Below are 23,439 nucleotides of genomic sequence, written 5' to 3'. Positions count from 1 at the left end.
ATAAACCTTATTGTCCACTTTTTACCACGCTTTATGCATCAGAATTGGTAAAACATATAACTTGAAAATAGTAATCATTACGATTATAATAAGTATATATTGTTTTAAAGGAGAGATATTTAATGAAAACAAATATTCATCCAGACTATCGTAAAGTTGTATTCATGGATACAAATAGCGGAACATCATTTTTATCAGGATCTACAAAACAATCAAATGAGACCGTTCAATGGGAAGATGGCAACACATATCCGCTTTTAAAAGTTGAAATCAGTTCGGATACACATCCATTTTATACAGGAAAGCAAAAATTTGCTGATAAAGGCGGCCGTGTAGAACGCTTTAAGCAAAAATATAAATTACAATAAAAAAACTAGCCGGGAGGCTAGTTTTTTTATTAATATAATGCTTTTTTCAACGTATCAATGTTGTGTTGCATAATGGAGAAATAATCTTCTTTATTTTTAACATCGTTTTTTGTTAATGACTCTAAGTTATGAAGTGTTAAAGCTTGAGCTCCTACTTCATTTTTTACAAGCGTAGACACTTTAGGCTTTAAATTTTGGTCAAAGATAAAGTATTTGATATGGTCTTTTTTTGCCTGTTTTACGATGTTTTCTAATTGTTTCTGAGAAGGCTCATTTGTAGGAGATAAACCCGCTACGCTAATTTGTTTTAAGCCGTATCGTTTTTCCCAGTAGCCATAGGCTGCATGTGATACTAAAATTTCTTTATGAGGTGCGTCGCCAATCGTTGTTTTTAACTCTTGGTCCACATCTTCAAGCTGAGTCTTTAACGATTGGAAGTTCTTTTCAAACTCTGCTTTTTTATCTGGTTTTAATTCAATAAGTTCGTCTTTAATATTTTCTGCTAATTGAATAGCTAAAACAGGATCAAGCCAAACGTGAGGGTCTGTATCTCCGTGGTTATGCTCTTCTTCATGGGCATGTTCGTCTTCGTGGGCATGCTCATCTTCAGAACTCTTTGCTAATTTAATTCCTTTTGCAGCTTCTACTAAAGCTACATCTTCATTTTTAAGTGTAGACTGTGCTTTATCTGCAAAACCTTCAAGTCCAATTCCTGAGTAAACAAATGCGTCCGCGTTGGCGATTTTGACCATTGTTTTTGTTGTAGGCTCAAATGAGTGCGCGTCTACACCGGTTGGTAAAATGCTTTTAGCTTCTACATATTTTCCACCGATTTTTTCAGTAAAGTCCTGTAAAGGGTAGATTGTTGTATAAACTTCTAATTTTTTGTTTTTATTATCAGATGCGTTATTTGCACTGCTTGAACTGCACCCTGCAAGAGCTGTTCCAATTCCTAATGCAAGCACCATTAAAAGTGGTTTGAATTTCATTATGTTGCTCCTTCCGTTCGTATCGTAACCATTTATGACCTATGTTATTATATCGTAATTATTACGATTTGAAAACTAAAAATTTACGCACTTACTGTAAATTTAGGAAGGGGATCTTTGAGAGTAGCCCAATCTTGATTCATTTCCTCATTTGTCAGCAAACAGCGGTCTAAAGTTTCAATTATTTCAGCTTTGTTCATATCAATACCAATGAACACAAGCTCGTTAATACGATCTCCAAATTGTTCATCCCATTTTGCTCGTAATTCAGGCTCTTCTTTTAAGGTTTGTTCTCTTTCTTCCGGTTCGTAAGTTGCTATCCATTCACCCGCTGCTTGAATCATAATGGACGTACCGGCTTGAGAAAGAAGTCCTGCCATATTATTACGCGAAGCAAGCCAGAAAAATCCCTTTGCACGTACAATATCAACCGGCCAGTTCTCTAACCATTTCATAAAGCGTTCAGGATGAAGGGGACGATTCCTTCTGTATACAAAAGAAGAAATACCGAACTCTTCCGTTTCAGGCGTATGGTGCTCCTCATTTAATTCTTTAATCCATCCGGCTCCTTGACTAGCTTTTTCAAAGTCGAATAAGTCGGTATGAAGTATGGCTTCAAGGCTTACGTCACTATTAATTGTTTGGATAACAGTGGCTTCTGAGTTTAATTTGTGAAGAACAGCCTGCAGCTCATCTGCATCATCTTTTGTTAACAAATCAACTTTGTTTAACAAAATGACGTTTGCAAATTCAATTTGATCGATTAACAAATCAATCACTTCTCTTGTATCGTTTTCATCCGTTCCTTCTTTGCGGTCTAATAAGCTTTCGCCGGATGAAAAGTCTTCCCAAAAGCGATTGGCATCTACTACAGTGACCATCGTATCTAACGAACATTTCTGAGTTAAATCAATGCCAAGCTCTTCATCAATATAAGTAAATGTTTGAGCAACAGGGATAGGTTCGCTGATTCCGGAAGATTCAATGACAATATAATCAATATCACCATTGTCTGCTAGGCGTTCTACCTCTGTCATTAGGTCGTCTCGAAGCGTACAGCAAATACAGCCATTTTGCATTTTAACAAGTTTTTCTTCTGTTCGAGAGAATCCGCTTTGTTTAACTAAGTCTGCATCAATATTTACTTCGCTCATGTCATTGACAATGACCGCGACCTTTAAACCTTCTTTATTTTTTAAAATATGGTTCAAAAGAGTTGTTTTACCTGAACCAAGGTATCCGCTTAAAACGGTAACGGGAATTTTTTTCACTGTTATAACCTACTTTCTTGTTTATAAATAATAATGATTACGATTTAACACTTTTCATCTTATAGGAAAAAGTATTATAATACAAGAAAGAATTTTTTTTATGAAGGAGAAGACAGCAGATGAGCTTATTACAAGATGTTTTAGAATTCAACCAAAAATTTGTAGAAGAAAAGAAGTATGAACTTTACGAAACAAGCAAATTCCCTGATAAAAAAATGGTTATTTTATCGTGTATGGACACAAGATTGGTAGAATTACTTCCACACGCTTTGAATTTGCGCAACGGAGACGTGAAAATTGTTAAAAACGCAGGAGCGCTTGTTTCACATCCATTTGGAAGTATTATGAGAAGCATTTTAGTAGCTGTGTACGAGCTTCAAGCAGATGAGGTATGTGTAATTGGTCACCACGACTGTGGAGCAGGTAAACTTCAAGCGGAACCTTTTTTAGAGAAAGTAAGAGCAAAAGGCATCTCAGATGAAGTGATTAATACTATTGAATATTCTATGGACTTGAAACAATGGTTAACGGGTTTTGATTCAGTAGAAGAGACTGTTCAGCATAGTGTAGAGACAATCCGTAATCATCCTCTATTTTCAAAAGATACTCCTGTACATGGACTAGTTATTGATCCAAATACAGGAAAGCTAGATGTTGTTGTAAATGGGTATGAAGCAATCGAAAACAACTAAAGCTTAGTGTGATTTTTTCTCAGGTACTTCATCGATGCCACCCGGATGGAACGGGTGGCATTTTAAAATGCGTTTTACAGTCAAATAAGATCCCTTTACGGCACCAAAGCGTTTAATGGATTCAACTCCGTACTGGGAGCAAGTAGGGTAAAACCGGCACCTTGCCGGAAGAAAAGGTGAAATTCCTTTTTGATATCCTTTTATAAGTAAAAGCAAAAGCTTTGCAATCATTTATTATCACGTTCTTTCTTTCGTGTTTGCTCATACTATAAGGGATAGAAGGAATAAAAAGCAACTAAAAGAAATAAAGGTTATTAAATGGATGAAATATATCGGAATTGCATGTTATGATAGGTGAAAGAAGAAAAAAGGAGTGGTATTATGCCATCAGTAGAAAGTTTTGAGCTAGATCATAATGCGGTTAAAGCACCTTACGTAAGACACTGCGGTGTTCACAAAGTGGGAAGCGACGGCGTTGTAAATAAATTTGATATTCGTTTTTGCCAGCCAAACAAACAAGCAATGAAGCCGGACGTTATTCATACGCTAGAGCATTTATTAGCTTTTAATATTCGTACTCATGTAGAAAAATACGATCACTTTGATATTATTGATATTTCGCCTATGGGATGTCAAACAGGGTACTACTTAGTAGTGAGCGGTGAGCCGACTGTACGTGAAATTATTGATTTGTTAGACGATACGTTAAAAGATGCAATTAACATTACTGAAATTCCAGCAGCAAACGAAAAGCAGTGCGGTCAAGCGAAACTTCACGATTTAGAAGGAGCAAAACGCTTGATGAAGTTCTGGCTAGAACAGGACAAAGAAGATTTAGAAAAAGTATTTGGCTAAAAATAAGCAGTCCGCTGGGCTGCTTATTTTATTTGAAAAAAGATGAAGAAGTTTCTCTAAGTCTAAAGAAAGGGAAATGTCTCTTTTTATGAAAAAAATGTTTTAATGAACTAAAAAAGGGTACAACTATATTATACAAAGACTTCACAAAGGAGCGAAAAACATGGCAGTAAATGTAAATGAAATCGTTAATAAACAAGTAGCGAATTTTAGTGTAATGTACATAAAACTTCATAACTTTCACTGGTACGTAAAAGGTGAACAATTCTTCACTCTTCATGAAAAGTTTGAAGAGCTGTATACGGAAACAGCTACAATTATTGATGACCTTGCAGAACGCCTTTTAGCATTAGAAGGAAAACCTGTGGCAACAATGAAAGAATCGTTAGAACTTTCTTCTATTAAAGAAGCGGATGGAAGCGAAACGGCTAAAGATATGGTCGCTTCTTTAGTAAGCGATTTTGATACGCTAACTGCTGAATTAAAAGAAGGAATGGACGCAGCCGGTGAAGCGGGCGACGAAACAACAGGAGACATGCTGTTAGCCATTCATCAAAGCTTAGAAAAGCATACGTGGATGTTAAAATCATTCCTAGGCAAGTAATTAACCTGCGAGTAATCGCAGGTTTTTTTATGGTAAGATGGACGAACACTTTTTTTTCACCGGCATATACTGTAGAGATATGACTGCTGAAAGGGTGAAAAAAGTGGATATGCAGAAGCTTTCTGTCTTGATAATCTCAAGTTTAGGTTCACTGGCTTTTTTTTTATTTGGAGAGTGGGACTATTTACTAATGGCTTTAGCAGCATTAGTGACAATGGATTATTTGACAGGCACGATTGCAGCTTTTATAAATAAACGTTTATCTAGCAAAGTAGGTTTTAAAGGAATTGCCAAAAAGATTTTTATTTTTGCCATGATTGCTGTAGCAAACTTTATCGATTCCGTATTCTGGGAAAACGGTCATATTATTCGAGATGGAGCTACTTTGTTCTATATTTTAAACGAAATGATTTCAATTACAGAAAATGCAGGAATTGTAGGAATTCCAATTCCAGAGCCGCTAAAAAAAGCAATAGCGATTTTAAAAGACCGCTTTAAATCGTAAAGTGTATAAAAAAAGAATAAGATACAAATAAGAAAGATAAGTTGGCACTAGAAAGAAGGAGCTGAATATCTTTCATGACAAAAAAATATTATATATCTCTGAGTTCAGGAGAAATCAATCAGTCAAATACTGCTTCAGATTGGAATTATGCGATTGAAGCAACAGATGAAGAAGTCGAGAAGCTGAGAACGTATTTAGATCAGCGTGCTTCAAGCGATTGGTCAAGCTTTTGGCGATCACATATTCCGTATCTGGAATATCATCATGATTCTCAAAATGATATGTACGATAAAACGACAGTTGAAATATATGCCATGCTTTATCAGCTAGGAGACGATGAAACAAAATCACATATCAAACAGATGAATATTTTATCTTCAGATAGAATGGAATAAGGAGTAAAAAGCAAACAAAAAAAGTACGAGCATACTTTTCTTATCAGGTATGGCCGTAATGTATGATAAAATAAGGGAAAAATCAAATGGAGTTTGAGTCGACCATGTACACATTTAAGGATGCATATCATAATCAAGTATTTTTATCATTTGAAAAAAATCCATTCTCGAAAACTCCACGTCATGTTTGGGTCGTATGCAGGTATGAAAATCAATGGTTGCTAACGAATCACTCAAAACGAGGTTTAGAATTTCCCGGAGGAAAACTAGAAGGCAATGAAGTACCAGAAGAAGCAGCGGTTCGAGAAGTATTTGAAGAAACAGGCGGAGAAGTCTCTTCTTTAACTTATATTGGGCAATATAAAGTAGTAAGTAAAGGAAAGACCATTATTAAAAACATTTATTTTGCTACTATTGGAAATGTAATTAAAAAAGAAGACTACATGGAAACGGATGGTCCCGTAATGATTGATGAATTACCTTCGGGCATTCAACAAGATGATGCATACAGCTTCATCATGAAAGATAATGTTTTACAATATGTAATGAAATATGTAAAGCGAACATTTTTGTAAAAGTGTCCTATCAATGAAAATCCCCCCGTTTGTACGGGGGGATTTTTTATGAGCGTCGGATCAATTTCTTTTCTAAATAAGCAACGCCTTGATACATAATCGTAGCGAAAATGGCAATTAATAATAAGCTGAGAAGAACAAGAGTAAAGTTGAAGACTTGGAAACCATAAATAATCATATATCCAAGCCCTTTCGAAGAAACTAAAAATTCTCCTACGATGACTCCTACCCAAGATAAGCCGACATTTACTTTAAATGTGGAAATAATAGCGGGCATGGAAGCTGGCAAAATGGCTTCTTTAAAACAGCGGGTTTTCGTTGCCCCAAAGCTTTTTAGTAATTTAATATAGTTTGGATCAACTTCTTTAAATGCTGTGTAAACGACGATGGATGTAATAATAACGGATATAATCGCCCCCATCGTTAAGATTGAGAAAAATCCTGGACCGATCGCTACAATTAAAATAGGGCCCAGCGCTACTTTTGGCATGGCGTTTAAAATAACGAGGTAAGGGTCTAATATGTTTGCAAGCCTCGTTGAATACCAAAGGGCCGTTGCAAGTAAAATACCTAGTAATGTGCCTAAAATGAAGCCAAGAATCGTTTCAAATAATGTAAAACCAATATGCGCTGCCAGCGAGCCGTCGGTAAGTTTAATTAAAAATAAATGCCATACTTTAGTAGGGGAACTGAAAATTAAAGGGTCAATCCACTTTAAACGAGAAGCCAGTTCCCAGAAGCTAAAAAAGGCTAAGAACATGACCAGCTGTACGCTCAGTACTAATCGTTTTTCACCCCGAACCTTGCGAAGGTAGCTTTCGTGAAGAGTATCTAGGGAGCTAGTGGGTTTCAAGTTGATCAAGCTCCTTCCATATGTCCATAAATAAATCGTTATAGACAGGATGCTGTCGTGCTTCAAACGGAGAGAGAGTTCGTAAAATAGAAGGAACCGTAAATGTTTTTGCGATTTTTCCCGGTTTTGCTGAGAATAAAAAGATTCGGCTGCTCATGGCAATAGCTTCGCCGATATCATGCGTGACCAAAACGGCCGTTTTTTGATAGGTCATCAGCGTTTTGGAGACAAGTTCTTCAAGCTTAAGTTTTGTTTGAAAATCAAGTGCTGAAAAAGGTTCATCTAAGAGTAAAATAGCGGGGTCAATGGCAAGTGTTCGGACTAAAGCGACACGCTGTCTCATGCCTCCGGATAACTGATGCGGATATAGGTCACCTACGCCCTGTAAACCAATTTCTTTTAGGAGTAACAGTGCTTTACTCTCTGTTTTATCTGTTAGCTGTCCGCGAATTTCAAGCCCAAGTAAAATATTTTCTTTAATGGTTTTCCACGGAAACAAATAATCTTGTTGAAGCATATAACCGATGTTTGGGACTGATGTTCCGATATTTTCACCGTCTATTGTGACAAAGCCGGACGTTGGTTCAATCAAGCCTGCAATAATCGATAGAAGCGTCGTTTTTCCACATCCGCTTGGGCCGAGAAAGGAAACAAATTCTCCTTCTTCAATAGACAAATTAATATGTTCAAGTGCAGTGGTAGCAGACTTTGTCGTAAGATACATATGCTGAACATCTTGAATGTGAAGTTTTGTCATATTACTCACTCATTGCATCTTTTGCGAATTTTGTGTTGACTAGCTTGTTGTAATCGATGTGTCTTGGAAGTTCTCCAGATTCGTCCATGATTTTTTGTAAATGATCCCACTCTTTTTGATCTAATAAAGGGTTAGTTGCAAAGGATTTTTGAGATTTATAGCGGTCAATAACAGTTTTCAGCGTTTCTTTAGGAGTATCTTCGAAATACGGTGCAACCACTTCGGCAATTTCATCTGTGCTATGTGTATTCACCCATTTTTGTGCTTTGTAAATAGCTCGAGTAAATTTAGCCGCTGCTTCAGGGTTATCTTTTAAATAGCTTTCTTTGGCCATAAATGTTGTATAAGGAACTGTTCCTGATTCTTTTCCGAAGGAAGCAACGATATGTCCTTTTCCTTGTTGCTCTAAAATACTAGCCGTTGGCTCAAATAATTGAACATAATCTCCAGTACCAGAAGCAAAAGCATTCGCAACATTAGCAAAATCAATGTTTTGAACGAGTTTTACATCTTTTTTAGGATCAATATTATGCTGTTTCAACACATATTCCCCTACCATTTGCGGCATGCCGCCTTTACGTTGACCAAGAAACGTTTTGCCTTTAAGCTGATCCCATGAGAATTGATCGACCTTTTTACGCGATACTAGAAATGTTCCGTCGGTTTGGGTTAGTTGTGCAAAGTTGATGACGGGATCACTAGACCCCTGTGCATATACGTAGATTGAAGTTTCCGAGCCGACTAAGGCGACGTCGATGCCGTCAGATAAAAGTGACGTCATTGTCTTATCTCCGCCCCACGTTGTTTTTAAATCTACCTTTAGTCCTTCTTCTTCAAAAAAGCCTTTTGAAATAGCAACGTACTGGGGAGCATAAAAGATAGAGCGAGTTACTTCGCCGACACGAACCGTCTGTACAGATGTTGTTTTGCCGCAGCTAATTATTGGGATGAGTAAAATCATAATAGCAAGCAAAGAAAAGAGCCATTTGATTGGTTTCATAAAGCAAACCTCCTTAAAAGAATAAAATATTTTATGATAATGTATGTAAGAAAGTAGAAGAAGGTGAGTGCTTACATAACTATGTGGAAAATCAAAGAAGTATTAGCCAACGATTGAAAGTCCACCGTGGCGGGAAAAAATATACCAGTCATATAAAGAATGGAGGAAAAAAATGAAAGATGGAACAATTCTTCATAAACAGCGTTTCCCATCATCAAACCCTCGCGTGGCGCTGTGGGTGATTACATATGCATGTCAAGGGCTCAAGATTAAAGGAATGCTCGCAGAGCCAAAAGAAAAAGGAATGTATGACGGCTTTTTATACTTAAGAGGAGGTATTAAGAACGTAGGAACGGTTCGTCCTGCTCGACTCATTCAATTTGCTTCTCAAGGTTTTATTGTGATGGCTCCGTTCTATAGGGGAAATCAAGGAGGCGAAGGAAACGAAGATTTTGCAGGAGATGATCGTTACGATGCTTTTGCTGCTTACGATTTATTGAAACAGCTCCCTAACGTCCACCGTGACCGCATTCATATTTTTGGGTTTTCAAGAGGGGGAGTGATGGCTTTACTCACAGCCATTGAAAAAAACGACAGCCGCTCTCTTGTGTTATGGGGAGGCGTCACGGATATGGTGCTGACATATGAAGAAAGAGAAGATTTAAGAAGAATGATGAAGCGAGTGATTGGAGGAACTCCTTCTAAATATCCTGAAAGATATGAATGGAGGACACCTTTGCATCGTGCTCATCTCGTCAAGCCGCCGGTCTTGCTTATTCATGGTTTAGAAGATAAAAACGTATCGATTGATCATTCTTATCAGCTCGAATCTAAATTAAAGAAGTCCAATAAAAAAGTTACCAGCTGGTACTTCGAAAACTTTCCACATGCTTTTCCACCAAAAGAAAACCGAGAAACGGTGAAGAAGTTAACGAAGTGGATGAAAGCGCAATAAAAGATATGCTACGATAGAGAAAACAAGTAGAATAACAGTGAGGAGTGAGAAAAAATGGGGATGCCGCTAGAATTAAATACAATGATTGTGACAAAAGGCAATGAAAAACGTGTAACGGATAACATTTTTCAAATTGAGAAAAAAGGATATCGCTTGTATCCGTTAGATATTCCATTAAACATTCACAAAACGAAAACTGGAGAATGTATTGGAACTGCTGTTGTGCGTAAGGTAGAAATGGAGCAGGAAAAAACCATTGTCACATATGAACTGACAAAATTACATTCGACTAACTAAAAAACCGATCGTCTCTAAGACGATCGGTTTTTTATTAGACCCTAGGTCCGCCTAATGTTGAAATATCAGATGCCACATCATTAAAACGCTTGAAATTAGCTTTGAATTTAGCAGCAAGCTCAGTTGCTTTTTGATTATAAGCTGTTGCATCGTTCCATGCTTTAGAAGGCTGAAGCACTTCATCAGGAACTCCCGGAACATGAGTTGGAATCGATAAACCAAAAATAGCGTCTGTTACTGTTTCGGTATTAGCTAGTTCTCCTTCAAGGGCTGCTTGAACCATAGCTCGAGTGTAACTTAACTTCATTCGTTCGCCGATGCCGTATTCACCACCGGTCCATCCAGTATTTACAAGGTAGACATTTACATTATGTTCATCGATTTTCTTTCCTAGCATTTCTGCATAAGTTGTTGGAGCAAGAGGTAAGAAAGGCTCACCAAAGCATGTAGAGAAAGTAGCCTGTGGCGATGTTACGCCGCGCTCTGTTCCAGCTAACTTACTAGTGTATCCGCTCAGAAAATGGTACATCGCTTGTTCTTTTGTAAGCTTGCTGATTGGAGGCAAGACGCCGAAAGCATCAGCAGTTAAAAAGACAATAGCTGTAGGGTGCCCAGCAACGCTTGGCAATACCGTATTATCAATAGAGTCAATTGAATAAGCGGCACGAGTATTCTCTGTTAAACTATTATCATTGTAATCTGCTACTTTCGTATTTTGATTTAACACTACATTTTCCAGTACGGCGCCGAAGCGAATTGCATTGAAAATTTGCGGTTCTTTTTCTTCGGAAAGCTGAATGCACTTCGCGTAGCATCCTCCTTCAATATTAAATACACCAGAGCTTGACCAACCGTGCTCATCATCTCCGATTAAACGACGGTTTGCATCAGCAGAAAGCGTTGTTTTACCCGTTCCAGATAAACCAAAGAATAATGCAACGTCACCTTCTTCTCCTACGTTGGCAGAACAGTGCATGGATAGAATATTGTTTTGAGGAAGCAAGAAGTTCATCACTGAGAAAATAGATTTTTTCATTTCACCAGCGTATTCAGTTCCTCCAATTAGCACAATACGTCGCTCTAACGAAAGAATAATGAAGGTTTCAGAATTCGTCCCGTCTGTTTCAGGATCAGCTTTGAACGTTGGAGCTGCTACAATTGTAAACGGCTTCACATCATCATTTGTTTTTTGTTCGGCTGAAGGGCGAATGAATAACTGCTGAGCGAATAGGTTGTGCCATGCAAATTCATTAACTACTTGAATTGGTAACTGATACTTTTTATCAGCTCCAGCATATCCATTAAAAACAAAAAGTTCATCCTGCTTCTTTAAGTGGTTTAAGACTTTTTTGTATAGCGCATCGAATCGCTGAGCAGAAATTGGCTGATTGACAGGTCCCCATTCAACCGTTTTTGAAGACACAGCATCGCTTACAATAAATTTATCTAAAGGAGAGCGACCTGTATATTTTCCGGTTTCGACTGACACAGCACCTGTAGAAGTCAACGTTCCTTCGCGTCGAGCTAGAATTTTTTCAACAAGTTGTGGAACAGATAATTGGTGTTTTGTTGTTTTTAATTGAAGCAAACCATTTAATTCGATAGACATATCAACAGTACTCATGTGCACTACCTTCCTTTTTTAGCTATTATTTATTCATTAATGTTTGAAATTTATAATTAGTATAACACATTTATTTAATTATTCTATACTATTTAACTAAAAATGTTTGTGTATTATAAAAAAATGTACGTTATACCTATTTTGGACACCTGTATATGTGCTAGGAGCGAAAAAAGTGAAGCTATTTTAAGTGAAAGCCTCATTTTGATCTGTCTTATTAACTAAACTTAGTGATGATTCTTAATAAGGTGTACTATTTCGGAATTTGAGTATGTTACATTAAAACAGATTCAAACCTAAAGAGATGATTTCCATTTGAATGTTGTTGACAGTGAAGCGCTTTTTCATGTATTATATGTCCTTGAACGGATACTCTCTTATCCCGAGCTGGTGGAGGGACAGGCCCTATGAAACCCAGCAACCATCGTCATTTTTTTGTGTAGACGATAAGGTGCTAACCTGATGCAAGGGCACAACCTTGATCGATAAGAGTGAAAGGCTTATGTAGAATTTGATACCTTTCCTCGATACAAGGAAAGGTTTTTTTATATTTTTTAGCGTGTAATGAAAATAAGGGAATGAGTACCGTATCACAATGTATCGTATTTATAAGGAGGAAAACTGATGTCAACACAACGTCGTCTGTTCACGTCAGAATCTGTTACAGAGGGACATCCCGATAAAATTTGTGACCAAATTTCTGACTCAATTCTTGATGCTATCCTAGCAAAGGATCCAAATGCTCGTGTTGCTTGTGAAACAAGCGTAACAACTGGTTTAGTTTTAGTAAGTGGTGAAATTACAACTTCTACTTACGTAGATATTCCTAAAACAGTTCGCGAAACAATTAAAGGAATTGGCTATACTCGTGCAAAATACGGATTTGATGCTGAAACTTGTGCAGTATTAACATCTATCGACGAGCAGTCAGCTGATATCGCTGCTGGTGTAGACCAAGCGTTAGAAGCACGTGAAGGTCAAATGTCAGATGAAGAAATCGAAGCAATCGGAGCTGGAGACCAAGGCTTAATGTTTGGTTATGCATGTAACGAAACAAAAGAATTAATGCCTCTTCCAATTTCATTAGCTCATAAACTTGCTCGCCGTCTAACAGAAGTACGTAAAGAAGAAATTCTTCCTTACCTTCGCCCGGATGGTAAAACACAAGTAACAGTTGAATATGATGAAAACAACAAACCTGTTCGCATCGATACAATTGTTATTTCAACTCAGCATCATCCAGAAGTAACGTTAGAGCAAATTCAACGTAACTTAAAAGAATATGTTATTAATCCAGTTGTTCCAAACGAGTTAATTGATGAAAATACAAAGTATTTCATTAACCCAACAGGCCGTTTCGTAATCGGCGGTCCTCAAGGAGATGCTGGTTTAACTGGTCGTAAAATTATCGTTGATACTTACGGCGGATATGCTCGTCATGGCGGCGGTGCATTCTCTGGTAAGGACGCAACAAAAGTAGACCGTTCAGCAGCTTATGCAGCTCGGTATGTTGCGAAAAACATTGTAGCAGCTGATCTTGCTGATAAATGTGAAGTACAACTAGCATATGCGATTGGTGTTGCGCAACCAGTATCTATTTCAATTGATACATTCGGTACAGGAAAAGTTTCCGAAGAAGTACTAGTAGACGTAGTACGCAAAAACTTTGACCTACGTCCAGCAGGCATCATTAAAATGCTTGATTTACGTCGCCCAATTTATAAGCAAACAGCAGCTTACGGCCACTTTGGTCGTACGGATGTGGAGCTTCCTTGGGAGTTCACAGACAAAGCGGAAGCATTAAAAACTCAAGCTTTAGCTAAATAATAAAAAAATCTCCGTGAAAACGGAGATTTTTTTTATGCCCATTGAATACCTGCAGCAGATTTTTCTACGACGCCTTCATATTCTGAAAGCAAATGCTGAAAAATGGCGTCCCATGATTGAGTAAGAGCATAGTGTCTCGCTGCATGGCCAAAGTGAAGCCGCTGGTGCAAATCATCGAGTAAACCTGTAATAGCCGAACTGAATTCTTCTAAGGAGTGAGGTTTGCAAAGGTAGCCGTTTCGCCCGTGCTGAACCATCTGTTTAACTCCTCCTGCATTTGCTGCCACTACAGGAGTTCCAGAAGCAAGAGACTCCAGTACAACATTTCCGAAGGTTTCTGTTTCTGAAGGAAAAACAAACAAATCAGATGATGAATAGATATGAGCAAGTTGCTTACCTTCAAGGAAGCCTGTAAATGTCATATGCTCAGATGCTTGCTGTTGCATTTGTTCTTTTAAAGGGCCGTCTCCCACAATAACCCAGTGAATTTGATGGCGGATATGATCAGGTAGAGATCGTGCAATTTTTATTAAAAAATCAGCGTTCTTTTCTTTAGCTAATCTTCCTACATATGTTAAAATGTAGGGCTTTTTAATATTATATTTAATACGAATATCGAAGCGGTCATAGTGGGGATGAAATAATTTATGATTTACTCCTCGCGACCAAATAGATACGTTGTGAAACCCTTGTTCTTCTAGCTGCTGTTTGGTCACTTCAGAGGGAGCGAATATTTTTTGTACAGGTTTATAAAACCATTTCATATATTTTTGCAGTGGTACACGCATTTTTTCAAGTTCATAGTGAGATAAATAATCATCAAAATTGGTATGATAAGAGCCGACAAGAGGAACACCTAATCTTTTCCCGTAATAGGAGCCGCAAAGCCCCATTGTAAAAGGAGTGGCCAAATGAATAATAGAAGGATTGAATTCCTGCAGCTGCTTTTTAATTTTTAGAACGTTTGGCAATGAAAAGCGGCTGTTTGGATAAAGGAAAAACGGCATGCTGGGCGAACGGTGAACATACGTTGAAAATGACTGATCATGAGCAAATTCAGGAGCAAATACCTGGATGGGAATTTGCTTTGATTTGACATACTGGGTAAACTGATAAAGTGTTTTAGCAGCTCCGTTAACTTCTGGAGCAAATGTATCCGTAAATAAAGCAATTCTCATTAGTACTCCTCCTATCAATTAAGTTAAAAATATGTTCAGTGACACAGTACCTGAAAAGATGCCCAGTATCAGGCCTACCATGACATCCGTCGGATAGTGCAGACCGAGATAAATTCTTGAAATTCCTACCGTTACTGCAAGAGGCAAAAGAACGGTAGTGAAGGCTGGATAAACAATCATAAGAGGGGTAACCAACGAAAAAATAGCTGTTGTATGCCCAGATGGAAATGAATGATCTTTTAATGGATTTTCTAATACTTTTGTATATTTTAATTGAATATAAGGTCGTTTTCTCGGATATAGTTTTTTAGCAATGGCGACAGGAATATGACTAACGGCTAGAGAAAACGCACAAGCGTAAGCGACAGATGAAGGATGCAGAAATAGCAGTAAGCACGCTATCACAATGGTAAACGTGGCTCCGCCAGCGTGAGTTAGTAAACGTAAAAATCTATTTAAGTGCTTTCGATCAAAATGTTGGTTTACGCTTTTGAATAATCGGCATTCGGCATCATATACATACTGAATTAACTTGGCTTTCATAGAGTCGCTCCCTTTTCAATAAATACGTCTTTATTATTCAGTTTAATCTTTAATTGTGTAGGCAGTACTAAAACGATGTAAATTAATATGGAAATTTCTTTACAATTGTGGAGAGAATAGAGCATGATTGGAGAGTTTGTGGAGATAATAAAAAAATTCCCTCAGTATGACTTTCTGAGGGAACGTTTCCTTTATAATGAAGAATCAGATTTCTTAATAGATTTATAATACTGCCCTTTTTCTACATATTCTGTACGAATGCGCTGCATATCTTTTAAATCCTCTTCTGTCAGAGTGCGGATCACTTTAGCAGGTCGGCCGAGTGCGAGAGTATTAGGGGGTATTTTTTTACCGGGAGGCACTAAGCTTCCAGCACCGATAAAAGCACCTTCACCAATTTCCGCCCCGTCTAAAATAATAGAACCCATGCCAATGAGCGCGCGTTTGCGGATGATGGAGCTATGTAAAATAACTTGATGTCCTACTGTTACATCATCCTCAATAAGCAAAGGAGCATTTGGACTTTGATGGAGTGTTGATTGATCTTGTATATTTACTCGTTTACCAATAATCGTAGGTGAAACATCTCCTCTAATAACAGTGTTAAACCAAATGCTGCTTTCTTCACCAATGGTGACATCTCCAGTAATCGTGACATAGTCTGCGATGAAGCAGCTGGGTGCAATGGTAGGCATTTTTTCTTTATACGGATAAATCATCAAATCATCTCCCTTTATTAGTTGAAAAAAAGTAGTAAATCTTCTAATGTAAGTGTACAAAGGTTTTTTAAGCAGGTAAACAAAAAAAGGAAGAAGGAGTAACTCAAATGCATAAATGGGAAGCAGTAAATCCAAAAGGCGTTATTGTCATGGTCCATGGAGCAGCGGAGCATCACGGACGCTATCGCTGGCTGATTGAGATGTGGCGTTCGGTTGGAATGCACGTAATTATGGGAGACCTTCCTGGCCAAGGCTTAACAACAAGAAGAAGAGGACATATCCTATCCTTTGATGAATATGTGTATGAAGTGGAAGAATGGGTACGTGAAGCGCAAAAATATGATTTGCCTATTTTCCTGTTAGGCCACAGTATGGGAGGACTGGCGGTTATTCGTACGCTCCAGACAAAAAACCTTCCTATATGGGGTGCGATTCTTTCCTCTCCTTGTCTAGGATTAAAAGAGCAAGTACCGGCTTATTTAGATATGCTATCTAAAGGGTTAAATAAAGTCATGCCGAACAAACTTTTCGATTTAGGTCTCACTGTTGAAAAAGCAACAAGAAACCAAGAAGTTCGAGATGAAGATGAAAATGACTCACTGTATGTTACAAAAGTTTCTGTAAGATGGTACCGGGAATTGATCCAAGCTGTCAACTTAGCTTTTAAAGATATCGATCGTTTGCCTGATGTCCCGCTTCTTGTGATGCAGGCAGGAGAAGATAAAATTATTGAAAAGCTGATTGTTAGGCAGTGGTTTGATGAAATAGAGCTAAGTGAAAAAATCTACAAAGAATGGTCTCAGCTGTATCACGAAATCTTTAATGAGCCTGAAAGAGAATACGTTTTTACATATGCGAAAAGTTTTGTCGATCTTCACATTTAATAAATGCGGTAAGAAATTGAGGTGAAAATAAATGAAGATTCCGTCTCATCCTATTTCATTAATGAGAAAAATTTATCGAGAAGTGTTTCCTGTCGTTCATCATGAGCTTAATCATTGGCGCGAACGAGCAAAAGAGATTCCTAATAAAGAATTGCGTACTCAAGCATTGGCAAGTATCGATACAAAAACTTTTCATTGTGAAGGAGGCGGTATCCTATCGATTTTAGCGAAAGAAAACATGATTGAATGCGTGAAATTTATTGTTGCCTACCAAACAATCAGCGATTACTTAGATAACTTATGTGACCGCAGCAATTCGCTAGACCCTAAAGATTTTGCCGCCTTACATGAATCGATGCCAGATGCGTTGACTCCTCATGCACCTCTTGGGGATTACTATCGTTTTCGAGCGGATAAAGACGACGGAGGATACTTAGCCGGACTTGTCCAGACTTGTCAGCAGTCCTTGCGAAAAGCTTGTAATTACCATATAGTCTCTTCACATTTATTAGAACTAGCTAATTATTATTGTGATTTGCAAATACATAAGCATGTTGAAATCAAGGAAAGAGTTCCACGATTAGAGAATTGGTTCGATGCTCACCGGCACAGTGTTCCTGAAATGGAGTGGTATGAATTTTCAGCGTGCTCTGGTTCAACGTTAGGAATTTTTTGTTTAGTTGCTTATAGCTTTCAAGAAGAGATGACGGAAGAAATGACGCAGAAAATAAAAGCAGGATATTTTCCTTATATTCAAGGCTTACATATTTTACTCGATTATTTAATTGACCAAGAAGAAGATAAAGCAGGAGGAGATTTGAACTTTTGTTTTTATTATCCTCATTATCAGCAAATGATGGATCGCTTTTTGCATTTTGTCGTAAAAGCAGACGAATATGCTAAAAAACTGCCGGATTATCACTTTCACTGCTTTATCTATAAAGGACTCTTGGGCGTTTATTTGTCGGATCAAAAAGTGCGGGCACAAAAACATGTTCATGTGAATGCACGTAGGTTAATAAAAGCGGGGGGAGCCCTCAGCTACTTTTTCTATATCAACGGACGCTTGTACCGAATGTTAAAAAGATAAGCCATATGCGGCTTATCTTTTTTCAATAGCAATGATGAAGGGAGGGTTGTTTTGCTGATTCATGAAACGATATTGTAAAACGTGAACGTCTTTTTGGTCAAGATTTTGGACATACGTTAGTAAATCGTCTCTTTCTTGTTTCCCTTGTTCGTGTCCATGATAAATAACGAGCACAATCACTCCTTCAGGTGCTAGCAAATCAAGTAACTGCTCAATTGCAGAGATTGTTGTTTCAGAAGTGGTGACAATGTCTTTATCTCCACCTGGTAAATAACCTAAATTAAAGACAGCGCCCGTGACTCGTCTTTTGATAGAACGAGGAAGCAAGTTTATATTGCTGTGGCTTTCTTGGATAAGTGTTACTCTGTTTTCTACATGGTGTTCTGTCAATCGCTGTTGAGTTGCTTGAATGGCTTGAGGTTGAATATCAAATCCATATACATGACCTGTATCTCCGACTAAGTTAGCTAAGAACAATGTATCATGTCCATTTCCTGCTGTGGCATCAATCGCGACATCTCCTTGGGCCACAGCATTAGTCAGCAATGTGCGGGCAAAAGGCAGGATACGTTCTATTTTCATTTTCCATCAACTCTTTTTCGTAATATTTTCCTTGATAGCTTTGACGACGTTGGAGCTCTTGATCAATGGCATTTAATACGCTCCACTTATTTACGCTCCACATCGGTCCAACCATGAGGTCTATCGGTCCATCGCCTGTAATACGATGAACAATCATCTCAGGAGGGATTACTTCGAGCTGATCACATACAAGCTTTACGTATTCTTCAAATGAAAGAAATTCAACAAGGCCCTTTTCATACTGTTTGACCATAGGAGTTCCTTTTAGTAAATGAAGCAGATGAATCTTAATTCCTTGAACGTCTAATTTTGCTACTTCACGTACGGTTTCCATCATCATATCAGGTGTTTCTAAAGGCAAACCATTAATGATGTGAGAACATACGCGAATACCGTGTTTTCGAAGCTTTGCTACCCCATCTACATAGCATTGATGATCGTGTGCCCGGTTAATAAGCAGTGAAGTTCGTTCATGAACAGTTTGCAGTCCAAGTTCTACCCATAGATAAGTTCGTTCATTTAATTCAGCCAAGTATTCCACCACATCGTCGGGGAGACAGTCAGGGCGCGTGGCGATAGAAAGCCCAACAACTCCGGGAAGCTTTAAGACGGCTTCATATTTTTCACGAAGCTCCTCGACAGGAGCATGAGTATTAGTAAATGCTTGAAAATAAGCAACGTATTTTCCGTCTTTCCATTTATGATGCATTTTTTCACTGATTTCATTAAATTGTGTCACGAGGTCATCCGCTCTGTTTCCAGCAAAATCCCCTGAGCCAGCAGCACTGCAAAACGTACAGCCGCCGTGAGCTACCGTGCCGTCTCTGTTTGGACAATCAAATCCTCCATCTAAGGCTACTTTAAATACCTTATGGCCAAAGTGGTTACGTAAGTGGTAATTCCAGGTGTGATAACGTTTGTTTTCAGATTTATACGGAAATGGGTTTGTCTGACTCAAATCAGCAACCTCCTTTTTACATGCAATATACATCAACAAATTGTATCAAAAACGTGAAAAAGTGCCAAACAAATTTAAGGATGCTTATATTTAACAGGTTCTTCTTGTCGTAAAGGGAAGTAAAGTTGCGCAAAATAAGACAGAAATGAACGAATAGGAGGAATAGAGAATGACAACTCGTCAAGCAGTGGATCAACTTATGCAACAGTGTGAAGATGCTATTCGCTTTGGACAAGGTCAGTTGCAGGAAGGCATGAAGCAAGAACATTATAACGACACTGAATATACAAAAGCACAGGAAAAATTAGAAAATGCTTATAAAGAAATTGAAGAGTTTTCTCACAGTGCAAATGCACAGCAAAGAGAGCAGCTATATCGCATGCGCCTGCAAGTTCAGCAGCTGCAAAATAAATTGATCACAACTCAGCATTAAGGAGAGGATTTTATGGCAACGCGTTCAAATCAAAATAATCCGGAACAAAAAACAAAAAACGGGATCAACAGCAATGACATTGAGCTAGGAAAAGATTTTGATCCGGTAAAAGAATTAAAAGCACGAAACAGCAAGCGTGCACAGCCGGTTCGTTCGAAGCAAAAATAAGCGATAAAAAGGTGATTTTGCATGATATTGTCATGTGGAATCACCTTTTTAAATAGTCAGCGAATTTCAAATAAATTGTCTATATGTAAAAGCATTGCGAACCCTTTAAGAAAAGACTAGAATGTACGTTGGCATTCGAATAGATAGGGGGGAGATCAATGCCCAAATCACTTTGGTTTTTGATTATTGGTATGCTTGTAAACGTAACGGGAGCTTCATTTTTATGGCCTCTCAATACAATTTATATAAATGAACATTTAGGAAAGTCGTTATCCGTCGCAGGAGTGGTTCTTATGCTGAATTCTGCGGCAAGCGTAGTAGGAAATTTGCTTGGAGGAACGCTTTTTGACAAAATCGGAGGATATAAATCCATTTTATCAGGAATTATTATTACTCTTATTGCATTAGTGGGACTCGTGTTTTTCCATGGTTGGCCTACATACGTTGTTCTCTTGGTTGTTGTAGGGTTTGGATCTGGTATTGTGTTTCCATCTATGTATGCAATGGCAGGGTCCGTTTGGCCACAAGGCGGAAGAAAAGCATTTAATGCGATGTACGTTGCTCAAAATGCAGGAGTAGCTATTGGCGCCGCGGTAGGGGGCATTGTAGCGTCTTATTCATTTACGTATATTTTCTTAGCTAATACAATTTTATACGTTATTTTTCTGCTTATTGCTATTTTTTCATATCGTCATATTTCGGTTACCGTTGGACAAACGAATGTCCTTAATGAAGCAGGGAGCATTGGGCATAAAACGAAGCTGACTGCTCTTCTTATTTTATGTACGGGGTATGTCTTATGCTGGGTGGCGTATGTTCAGTGGCAAACAACGATTGCTACGCATACGCGTGAGCTGAATATACCTCTTTCTAGCTACAGTTTGCTTTGGACAATTAACGGGATTTTAATTGTAGTCGGTCAGCCTTTGATTGTACCCATCATTCAAAAAGTAGCAAAAACATTAAAAGTACAGGTCCTAATTGGAACGGTTATTTTTGTGGCTTCTTTTGTTATCGTGGTGAATGCTACAACATTTCCGCAGTTCTTAACAGCAATGGTTGTGTTAACAATTGGAGAAATGTTCGTTTGGCCAGCCATTCCGGCTGTTGCAAGTCATTTGGCTCCATCTGGAAAAGAAGGATTTTATCAAGGTGTAGTTAACAGCATGGCTACTGCAGGTAAAATGATTGGTCCTCTCTTTGGAGGCGTTATTTTCGATGCGTTTAATATGTCTACACTGTGCTATTTATTAATTGGACTATTGCTATTCAGCATGTGTACAACATGGATATACGATTATAAATTAAAAGAAAAACGTCAGCGTTCATTAACCATCTCTAAATAAATAGAGATGGTTTTATTTTTGAATGCTTAATAAACGTAGGAATGTCTTCAGTATTCCTTTAATAATATAATAAGGGTTGTGACAAGCAAAGAAAGGAGTATATACCTGTAAATGTGTAAGCGTTTTCTAATTATATGACTTCATGGGGGGCTAAACATGCTTAGTATGATTGGATTAATTGGAGGATTATTGCTGCTCATTGTATTAACGATGAGAGGCATGAATTTATTTATAGCAGGTCCGCTCAGTGCTTTAGTTGTTGCGTTAACAAGCGGAATGCCTTTATTTCCACAGCTGGTGAAAGAAGGAGAAGCAAATTTTGTTGGAAATTACATGTCTGGTTTCACAGGATTTATTGCTTCTTGGTATTTAATGTTCCTATTGGGCGCCGTCTTTGGAAAAGTGATGGAAGACAGCGGGGCTGCTGATAGTGTTTCTCGCTGGATTGTCAGTAAACTAGGAATGAAAAGAGCAGTGTTGGCGATTGTACTTGCCTGTGCGGTCTTGACATACGGAGGAGTCAGTCTGTTTGTAGTAGCATTCTCTGTCTATCCAATGGCTTTAAGCTTATTCAAACAGGCCGATTTGCCGAGGCGGTTTATCCCTGCTGCTTTAGCATTCGGTTCCGTTACGTTTACGATGACCTCGGCTGGATCGCCTGAAATCCAAAACTGGATTCCAATTGAATACTTAAAGACTAGTCCGTATGCAGGATGGGAAGTTAGTTTAGTTGTAGCAGTAGTGATGGCTGTATTCGGCTACTGGTGGTTAAAGCGCTTGATTTCAAAAGCAGTTAAAAATGGAGAGCGTTTTATATCACGCAAGAAAGATCCAGTAGTAACGGAAAATCAGTCTCTTCCTAATCCTTTATTAAGTTTGCTTCCGCTTGTGGTCGTGCTCATTATTTCTTTTGCACTTCATAAGCCACTTCAGCAATCTGCGCTGATTGTCGCACTTTTAAGCGGGATCATTGTCACTTATATTGTGAACCGAAAGCATTTTAAAGGATTTTGGAATGCAGCTTCAGAAGGAACACTGGGTGCGTTAATTGCTATTGGGAATACAGCGGCTGTCGTAGGTTTTGGAGGAGTTGCTAAGGCTGTTCCCGCGTTTGGAGTGGCTGTAGATGCCATGACGCATATTCCAGGAAGTCCGTTGATTGGAGGAGCTATTGCCGTGAGTGTTATCGCAGGGATGACAGGTTCGGCTTCAGGAGGTCAGGCGATTGCTTTGCCAATTTTAGCACCTCACTATCTAGATGCTGGTGTAAATCCAGAAGCTCTCCATCGCGTAGTAGCTATTTCCTCTGGAGTATTAGATTCCTTGCCTCATAATGGTTATGTCGTAACAACAATTAATTCTATTTGCGGAGAAACTCATAAAGATGCGTATGGATCAGTTGCAGCAATGACGGTGATTGTGCCGCTTGTTGGTCTTGTACTTGCGATCATCCTGTTTTCTTTTGGATTTGGCATTTAATAATAGCAGCTAAAGAAAATAGGGACTAGGATAAAAGTATTTTAGTTGAAGGAAGATCCGAACGATGAATCGTTCGGATCTTTTCATGTTTATGGTGAACGTAGGTTTCATTTGTTTAGGTGCTTCTAGCTGCGGAGTGGAGGGCAAGGTAAAGACTCCTGAAGTAGGTGAGACCCCGCATGAGTGTAAGAAACGAGGAGGCTCATCGGCTGCCAGCGGAAAAAGTCTTGCACGGAAATCAACAGCGGTGTAACCAAGAAATTCATACTAGCGCATTTATCCCATTTGTTCGTCTTTAAATTGGATTGATTTAATTATGTCTCAATCCCTTTTTTGTTTGGCCGTGGATGTATGTTTTTGGGAGAAGTTGTTCATATATAAGAATGAAAGAGAGGATTTAGCAACAAAGCAGTGCTGCATTGCAGAAACTTTTACAAAATCCCTTGAACAACTTGCAGTTTACGAACATATTATTTACAATACAAGGTAGTA

General features: G+C 38.3%; 29 protein-coding genes and 1 riboswitch. Of the genes, 17 read left to right on the top strand and 12 right to left on the bottom strand.

Translation table 11 applies throughout. From position 1 onward, the window contains the following. The first annotated feature begins 122 nt into the window (after positions 1-122). Positions 123-368, top strand: a complete 246-nt coding sequence (locus BG04_RS09425; protein ID WP_013059552.1) for a type B 50S ribosomal protein L31 — start codon at positions 123-125, stop codon at positions 366-368. 29 nt (positions 369-397) lie between these two features. Here BG04_RS09425 and BG04_RS09420 read toward each other — a convergent pair whose 3' ends face one another. Continuing rightward, complete coding sequence (locus tag BG04_RS09420) at positions 398-1,357, bottom strand: metal ABC transporter substrate-binding protein (RefSeq protein ID WP_013085271.1); 960 nt, start codon at positions 1,355-1,357, stop codon at positions 398-400. Between the two features lie 83 nt (positions 1,358-1,440). After that, the gene (locus BG04_RS09415; RefSeq protein ID WP_080743083.1) at positions 1,441-2,628 is read right to left on the bottom strand and encodes a GTP-binding protein; all 1,188 of its coding nucleotides are present in this window, start codon (positions 2,626-2,628) and stop codon (positions 1,441-1,443) included. A 119-nt stretch (positions 2,629-2,747) separates the two neighbouring features. Here BG04_RS09415 and BG04_RS09410 point away from each other — a divergent pair, with 119 nt between their 5' ends. Beyond that, positions 2,748-3,320: a beta-class carbonic anhydrase gene (locus BG04_RS09410; RefSeq protein ID WP_013085269.1), complete on the top strand. Its 573-nt coding sequence runs from the start codon at positions 2,748-2,750 to the stop codon at positions 3,318-3,320. A 3-nt stretch (positions 3,321-3,323) separates the two neighbouring features. Here BG04_RS09410 and yidD read toward each other — a convergent pair whose 3' ends face one another. Continuing rightward, positions 3,324-3,551, bottom strand: coding sequence for a membrane protein insertion efficiency factor YidD (yidD, locus tag BG04_RS29640; protein ID WP_013059548.1), 228 nt, complete (start codon positions 3,549-3,551; stop codon positions 3,324-3,326). A gap of 150 nt (positions 3,552-3,701) precedes the next feature. On the opposite strand from yidD, the gene BG04_RS09405 reads away from it, so the two are divergent. From BG04_RS09405 to ytkD, 5 genes are all read left to right on the top strand, one after another. Then, a complete protein-coding gene (locus tag BG04_RS09405) occupies positions 3,702-4,175 on the top strand; it encodes an S-ribosylhomocysteine lyase (protein WP_013059547.1) in 474 nt (157 codons plus the stop codon). Between the two features lie 163 nt (positions 4,176-4,338). After that, the gene (locus BG04_RS09400; RefSeq protein WP_013085268.1) at positions 4,339-4,779 is read left to right on the top strand and encodes a Dps family protein; all 441 of its coding nucleotides are present in this window, start codon (positions 4,339-4,341) and stop codon (positions 4,777-4,779) included. Positions 4,780-4,858: 79 nt separating this feature from the next. Next, the gene (locus BG04_RS09395; RefSeq protein ID WP_034648583.1) at positions 4,859-5,284 is read left to right on the top strand and encodes a phage holin family protein; all 426 of its coding nucleotides are present in this window, start codon (positions 4,859-4,861) and stop codon (positions 5,282-5,284) included. Between the two features lie 74 nt (positions 5,285-5,358). After that, positions 5,359-5,679: a hypothetical protein gene (locus BG04_RS09390; RefSeq protein ID WP_013085266.1), complete on the top strand. Its 321-nt coding sequence runs from the start codon at positions 5,359-5,361 to the stop codon at positions 5,677-5,679. Positions 5,680-5,783: 104 nt separating this feature from the next. Further along, complete coding sequence (gene ytkD / locus BG04_RS09385) at positions 5,784-6,254, top strand: RNA deprotection pyrophosphohydrolase (RefSeq protein WP_013059543.1); 471 nt, start codon at positions 5,784-5,786, stop codon at positions 6,252-6,254. A gap of 46 nt (positions 6,255-6,300) precedes the next feature. Here ytkD and BG04_RS09380 read toward each other — a convergent pair whose 3' ends face one another. The 3 genes from BG04_RS09380 to BG04_RS09370 are packed head-to-tail and all read right to left on the bottom strand — an operon-like array spanning position 6,301 to position 8,864. Then, positions 6,301-7,107, bottom strand: a complete 807-nt coding sequence (locus tag BG04_RS09380; protein WP_034648585.1) for an ABC transporter permease — start codon at positions 7,105-7,107, stop codon at positions 6,301-6,303. Continuing rightward, complete coding sequence (locus BG04_RS09375; protein WP_034648587.1) at positions 7,094-7,864, bottom strand: ABC transporter ATP-binding protein; 771 nt, start codon at positions 7,862-7,864, stop codon at positions 7,094-7,096. The genes BG04_RS09380 and BG04_RS09375 overlap by 14 nt, the downstream gene beginning before the upstream one ends. Position 7,865: 1 nt before the next feature. Continuing rightward, complete coding sequence (locus BG04_RS09370) at positions 7,866-8,864, bottom strand: ABC transporter substrate-binding protein (protein ID WP_034648590.1); 999 nt, start codon at positions 8,862-8,864, stop codon at positions 7,866-7,868. A gap of 172 nt (positions 8,865-9,036) precedes the next feature. Between BG04_RS09370 and BG04_RS09365 the strand changes: the two genes are divergently transcribed. Both BG04_RS09365 and BG04_RS09360 read left to right on the top strand, forming a co-directional pair. Further along, on the top strand, positions 9,037-9,819 hold the full coding sequence (locus tag BG04_RS09365) for an alpha/beta hydrolase family protein (RefSeq protein WP_034648593.1): 783 nt from the start codon (positions 9,037-9,039) through the stop codon (positions 9,817-9,819). 54 nt (positions 9,820-9,873) lie between these two features. Continuing rightward, positions 9,874-10,116 carry a DUF2584 domain-containing protein gene (locus BG04_RS09360; protein ID WP_013085261.1) on the top strand — a complete coding sequence of 81 codons (243 nt, stop codon included), beginning with the start codon at positions 9,874-9,876 and terminating at the stop codon, positions 10,114-10,116. A 34-nt stretch (positions 10,117-10,150) separates the two neighbouring features. Here BG04_RS09360 and pckA read toward each other — a convergent pair whose 3' ends face one another. Continuing rightward, positions 10,151-11,740: a phosphoenolpyruvate carboxykinase (ATP) gene (gene pckA / locus BG04_RS09355; protein ID WP_034648597.1), complete on the bottom strand. Its 1,590-nt coding sequence runs from the start codon at positions 11,738-11,740 to the stop codon at positions 10,151-10,153. Positions 11,741-12,114: 374 nt separating this feature from the next. After that, positions 12,115-12,232: riboswitch (SAM riboswitch) on the top strand. 132 nt (positions 12,233-12,364) lie between these two features. Between pckA and metK the strand changes: the two genes are divergently transcribed. Beyond that, the gene (metK, locus tag BG04_RS09350; protein WP_013059536.1) at positions 12,365-13,567 is read left to right on the top strand and encodes a methionine adenosyltransferase; all 1,203 of its coding nucleotides are present in this window, start codon (positions 12,365-12,367) and stop codon (positions 13,565-13,567) included. A gap of 32 nt (positions 13,568-13,599) precedes the next feature. Here the strand turns inward: metK and BG04_RS09345 are convergent, their stop codons facing one another. From BG04_RS09345 to BG04_RS09335, 3 genes are all read right to left on the bottom strand, one after another. Then, positions 13,600-14,745, bottom strand: a complete 1,146-nt coding sequence (locus BG04_RS09345; RefSeq protein WP_034648601.1) for a glycosyltransferase family 4 protein — start codon at positions 14,743-14,745, stop codon at positions 13,600-13,602. 18 nt (positions 14,746-14,763) lie between these two features. Continuing rightward, positions 14,764-15,288, bottom strand: a complete 525-nt coding sequence (locus BG04_RS09340; RefSeq protein WP_034648605.1) for a phosphatase PAP2 family protein — start codon at positions 15,286-15,288, stop codon at positions 14,764-14,766. A 191-nt stretch (positions 15,289-15,479) separates the two neighbouring features. Further along, positions 15,480-16,007 carry a gamma carbonic anhydrase gene (locus BG04_RS09335; RefSeq protein WP_014457969.1) on the bottom strand — a complete coding sequence of 176 codons (528 nt, stop codon included), beginning with the start codon at positions 16,005-16,007 and terminating at the stop codon, positions 15,480-15,482. Between the two features lie 107 nt (positions 16,008-16,114). Between BG04_RS09335 and BG04_RS09330 the strand changes: the two genes are divergently transcribed. Continuing rightward, positions 16,115-16,891: an alpha/beta fold hydrolase gene (locus BG04_RS09330; protein ID WP_013059532.1), complete on the top strand. Its 777-nt coding sequence runs from the start codon at positions 16,115-16,117 to the stop codon at positions 16,889-16,891. Positions 16,892-16,922: 31 nt separating this feature from the next. After that, on the top strand, positions 16,923-17,981 hold the full coding sequence (locus tag BG04_RS09325) for a tetraprenyl-beta-curcumene synthase family protein (RefSeq protein WP_013059531.1): 1,059 nt from the start codon (positions 16,923-16,925) through the stop codon (positions 17,979-17,981). A gap of 12 nt (positions 17,982-17,993) precedes the next feature. Here BG04_RS09325 and mnmM read toward each other — a convergent pair whose 3' ends face one another. Together mnmM and mnmL are read right to left on the bottom strand one after the other, a co-directional pair. Beyond that, the gene (gene mnmM, locus BG04_RS09320; RefSeq protein WP_034648608.1) at positions 17,994-18,563 is read right to left on the bottom strand and encodes a tRNA 5-(aminomethyl)-2-thiouridylate-methyltransferase MnmM; all 570 of its coding nucleotides are present in this window, start codon (positions 18,561-18,563) and stop codon (positions 17,994-17,996) included. Continuing rightward, positions 18,517-19,521, bottom strand: coding sequence for a tRNA modification radical SAM protein MnmL/YtqA (mnmL, locus tag BG04_RS09315; RefSeq protein WP_051975557.1), 1,005 nt, complete (start codon positions 19,519-19,521; stop codon positions 18,517-18,519). Before mnmL ends, mnmM begins: the two co-directional genes overlap by 47 nt. 169 nt (positions 19,522-19,690) lie before the next feature. On the opposite strand from mnmL, the gene BG04_RS09310 reads away from it, so the two are divergent. From BG04_RS09310 to BG04_RS09290, 5 genes are all read left to right on the top strand, one after another. Next, positions 19,691-19,954, top strand: a complete 264-nt coding sequence (locus tag BG04_RS09310) for a YtzC family protein (protein WP_013059528.1) — start codon at positions 19,691-19,693, stop codon at positions 19,952-19,954. Between the two features lie 12 nt (positions 19,955-19,966). Further along, complete coding sequence (locus tag BG04_RS09305) at positions 19,967-20,122, top strand: hypothetical protein (RefSeq protein WP_013059527.1); 156 nt, start codon at positions 19,967-19,969, stop codon at positions 20,120-20,122. Positions 20,123-20,280: 158 nt separating this feature from the next. Further along, positions 20,281-21,468, top strand: coding sequence for an MDR family MFS transporter (locus BG04_RS09300; RefSeq protein WP_034648611.1), 1,188 nt, complete (start codon positions 20,281-20,283; stop codon positions 21,466-21,468). Between the two features lie 156 nt (positions 21,469-21,624). Beyond that, complete coding sequence (locus tag BG04_RS09295; RefSeq protein WP_013085253.1) at positions 21,625-22,947, top strand: GntP family permease; 1,323 nt, start codon at positions 21,625-21,627, stop codon at positions 22,945-22,947. 64 nt (positions 22,948-23,011) lie between these two features. Further along, the gene (locus BG04_RS09290) at positions 23,012-23,200 is read left to right on the top strand and encodes a hypothetical protein (protein ID WP_034648615.1); all 189 of its coding nucleotides are present in this window, start codon (positions 23,012-23,014) and stop codon (positions 23,198-23,200) included. Positions 23,201-23,439: the final 239 nt, after the last annotated feature.

The organism is Priestia megaterium NBRC 15308 = ATCC 14581, assembly GCF_000832985.1.
Lineage (GTDB): Bacteria > Bacillota > Bacilli > Bacillales > Bacillaceae_H > Priestia > Priestia megaterium.
This window is presented reverse-complemented; position numbering and strand designations above follow the sequence as displayed.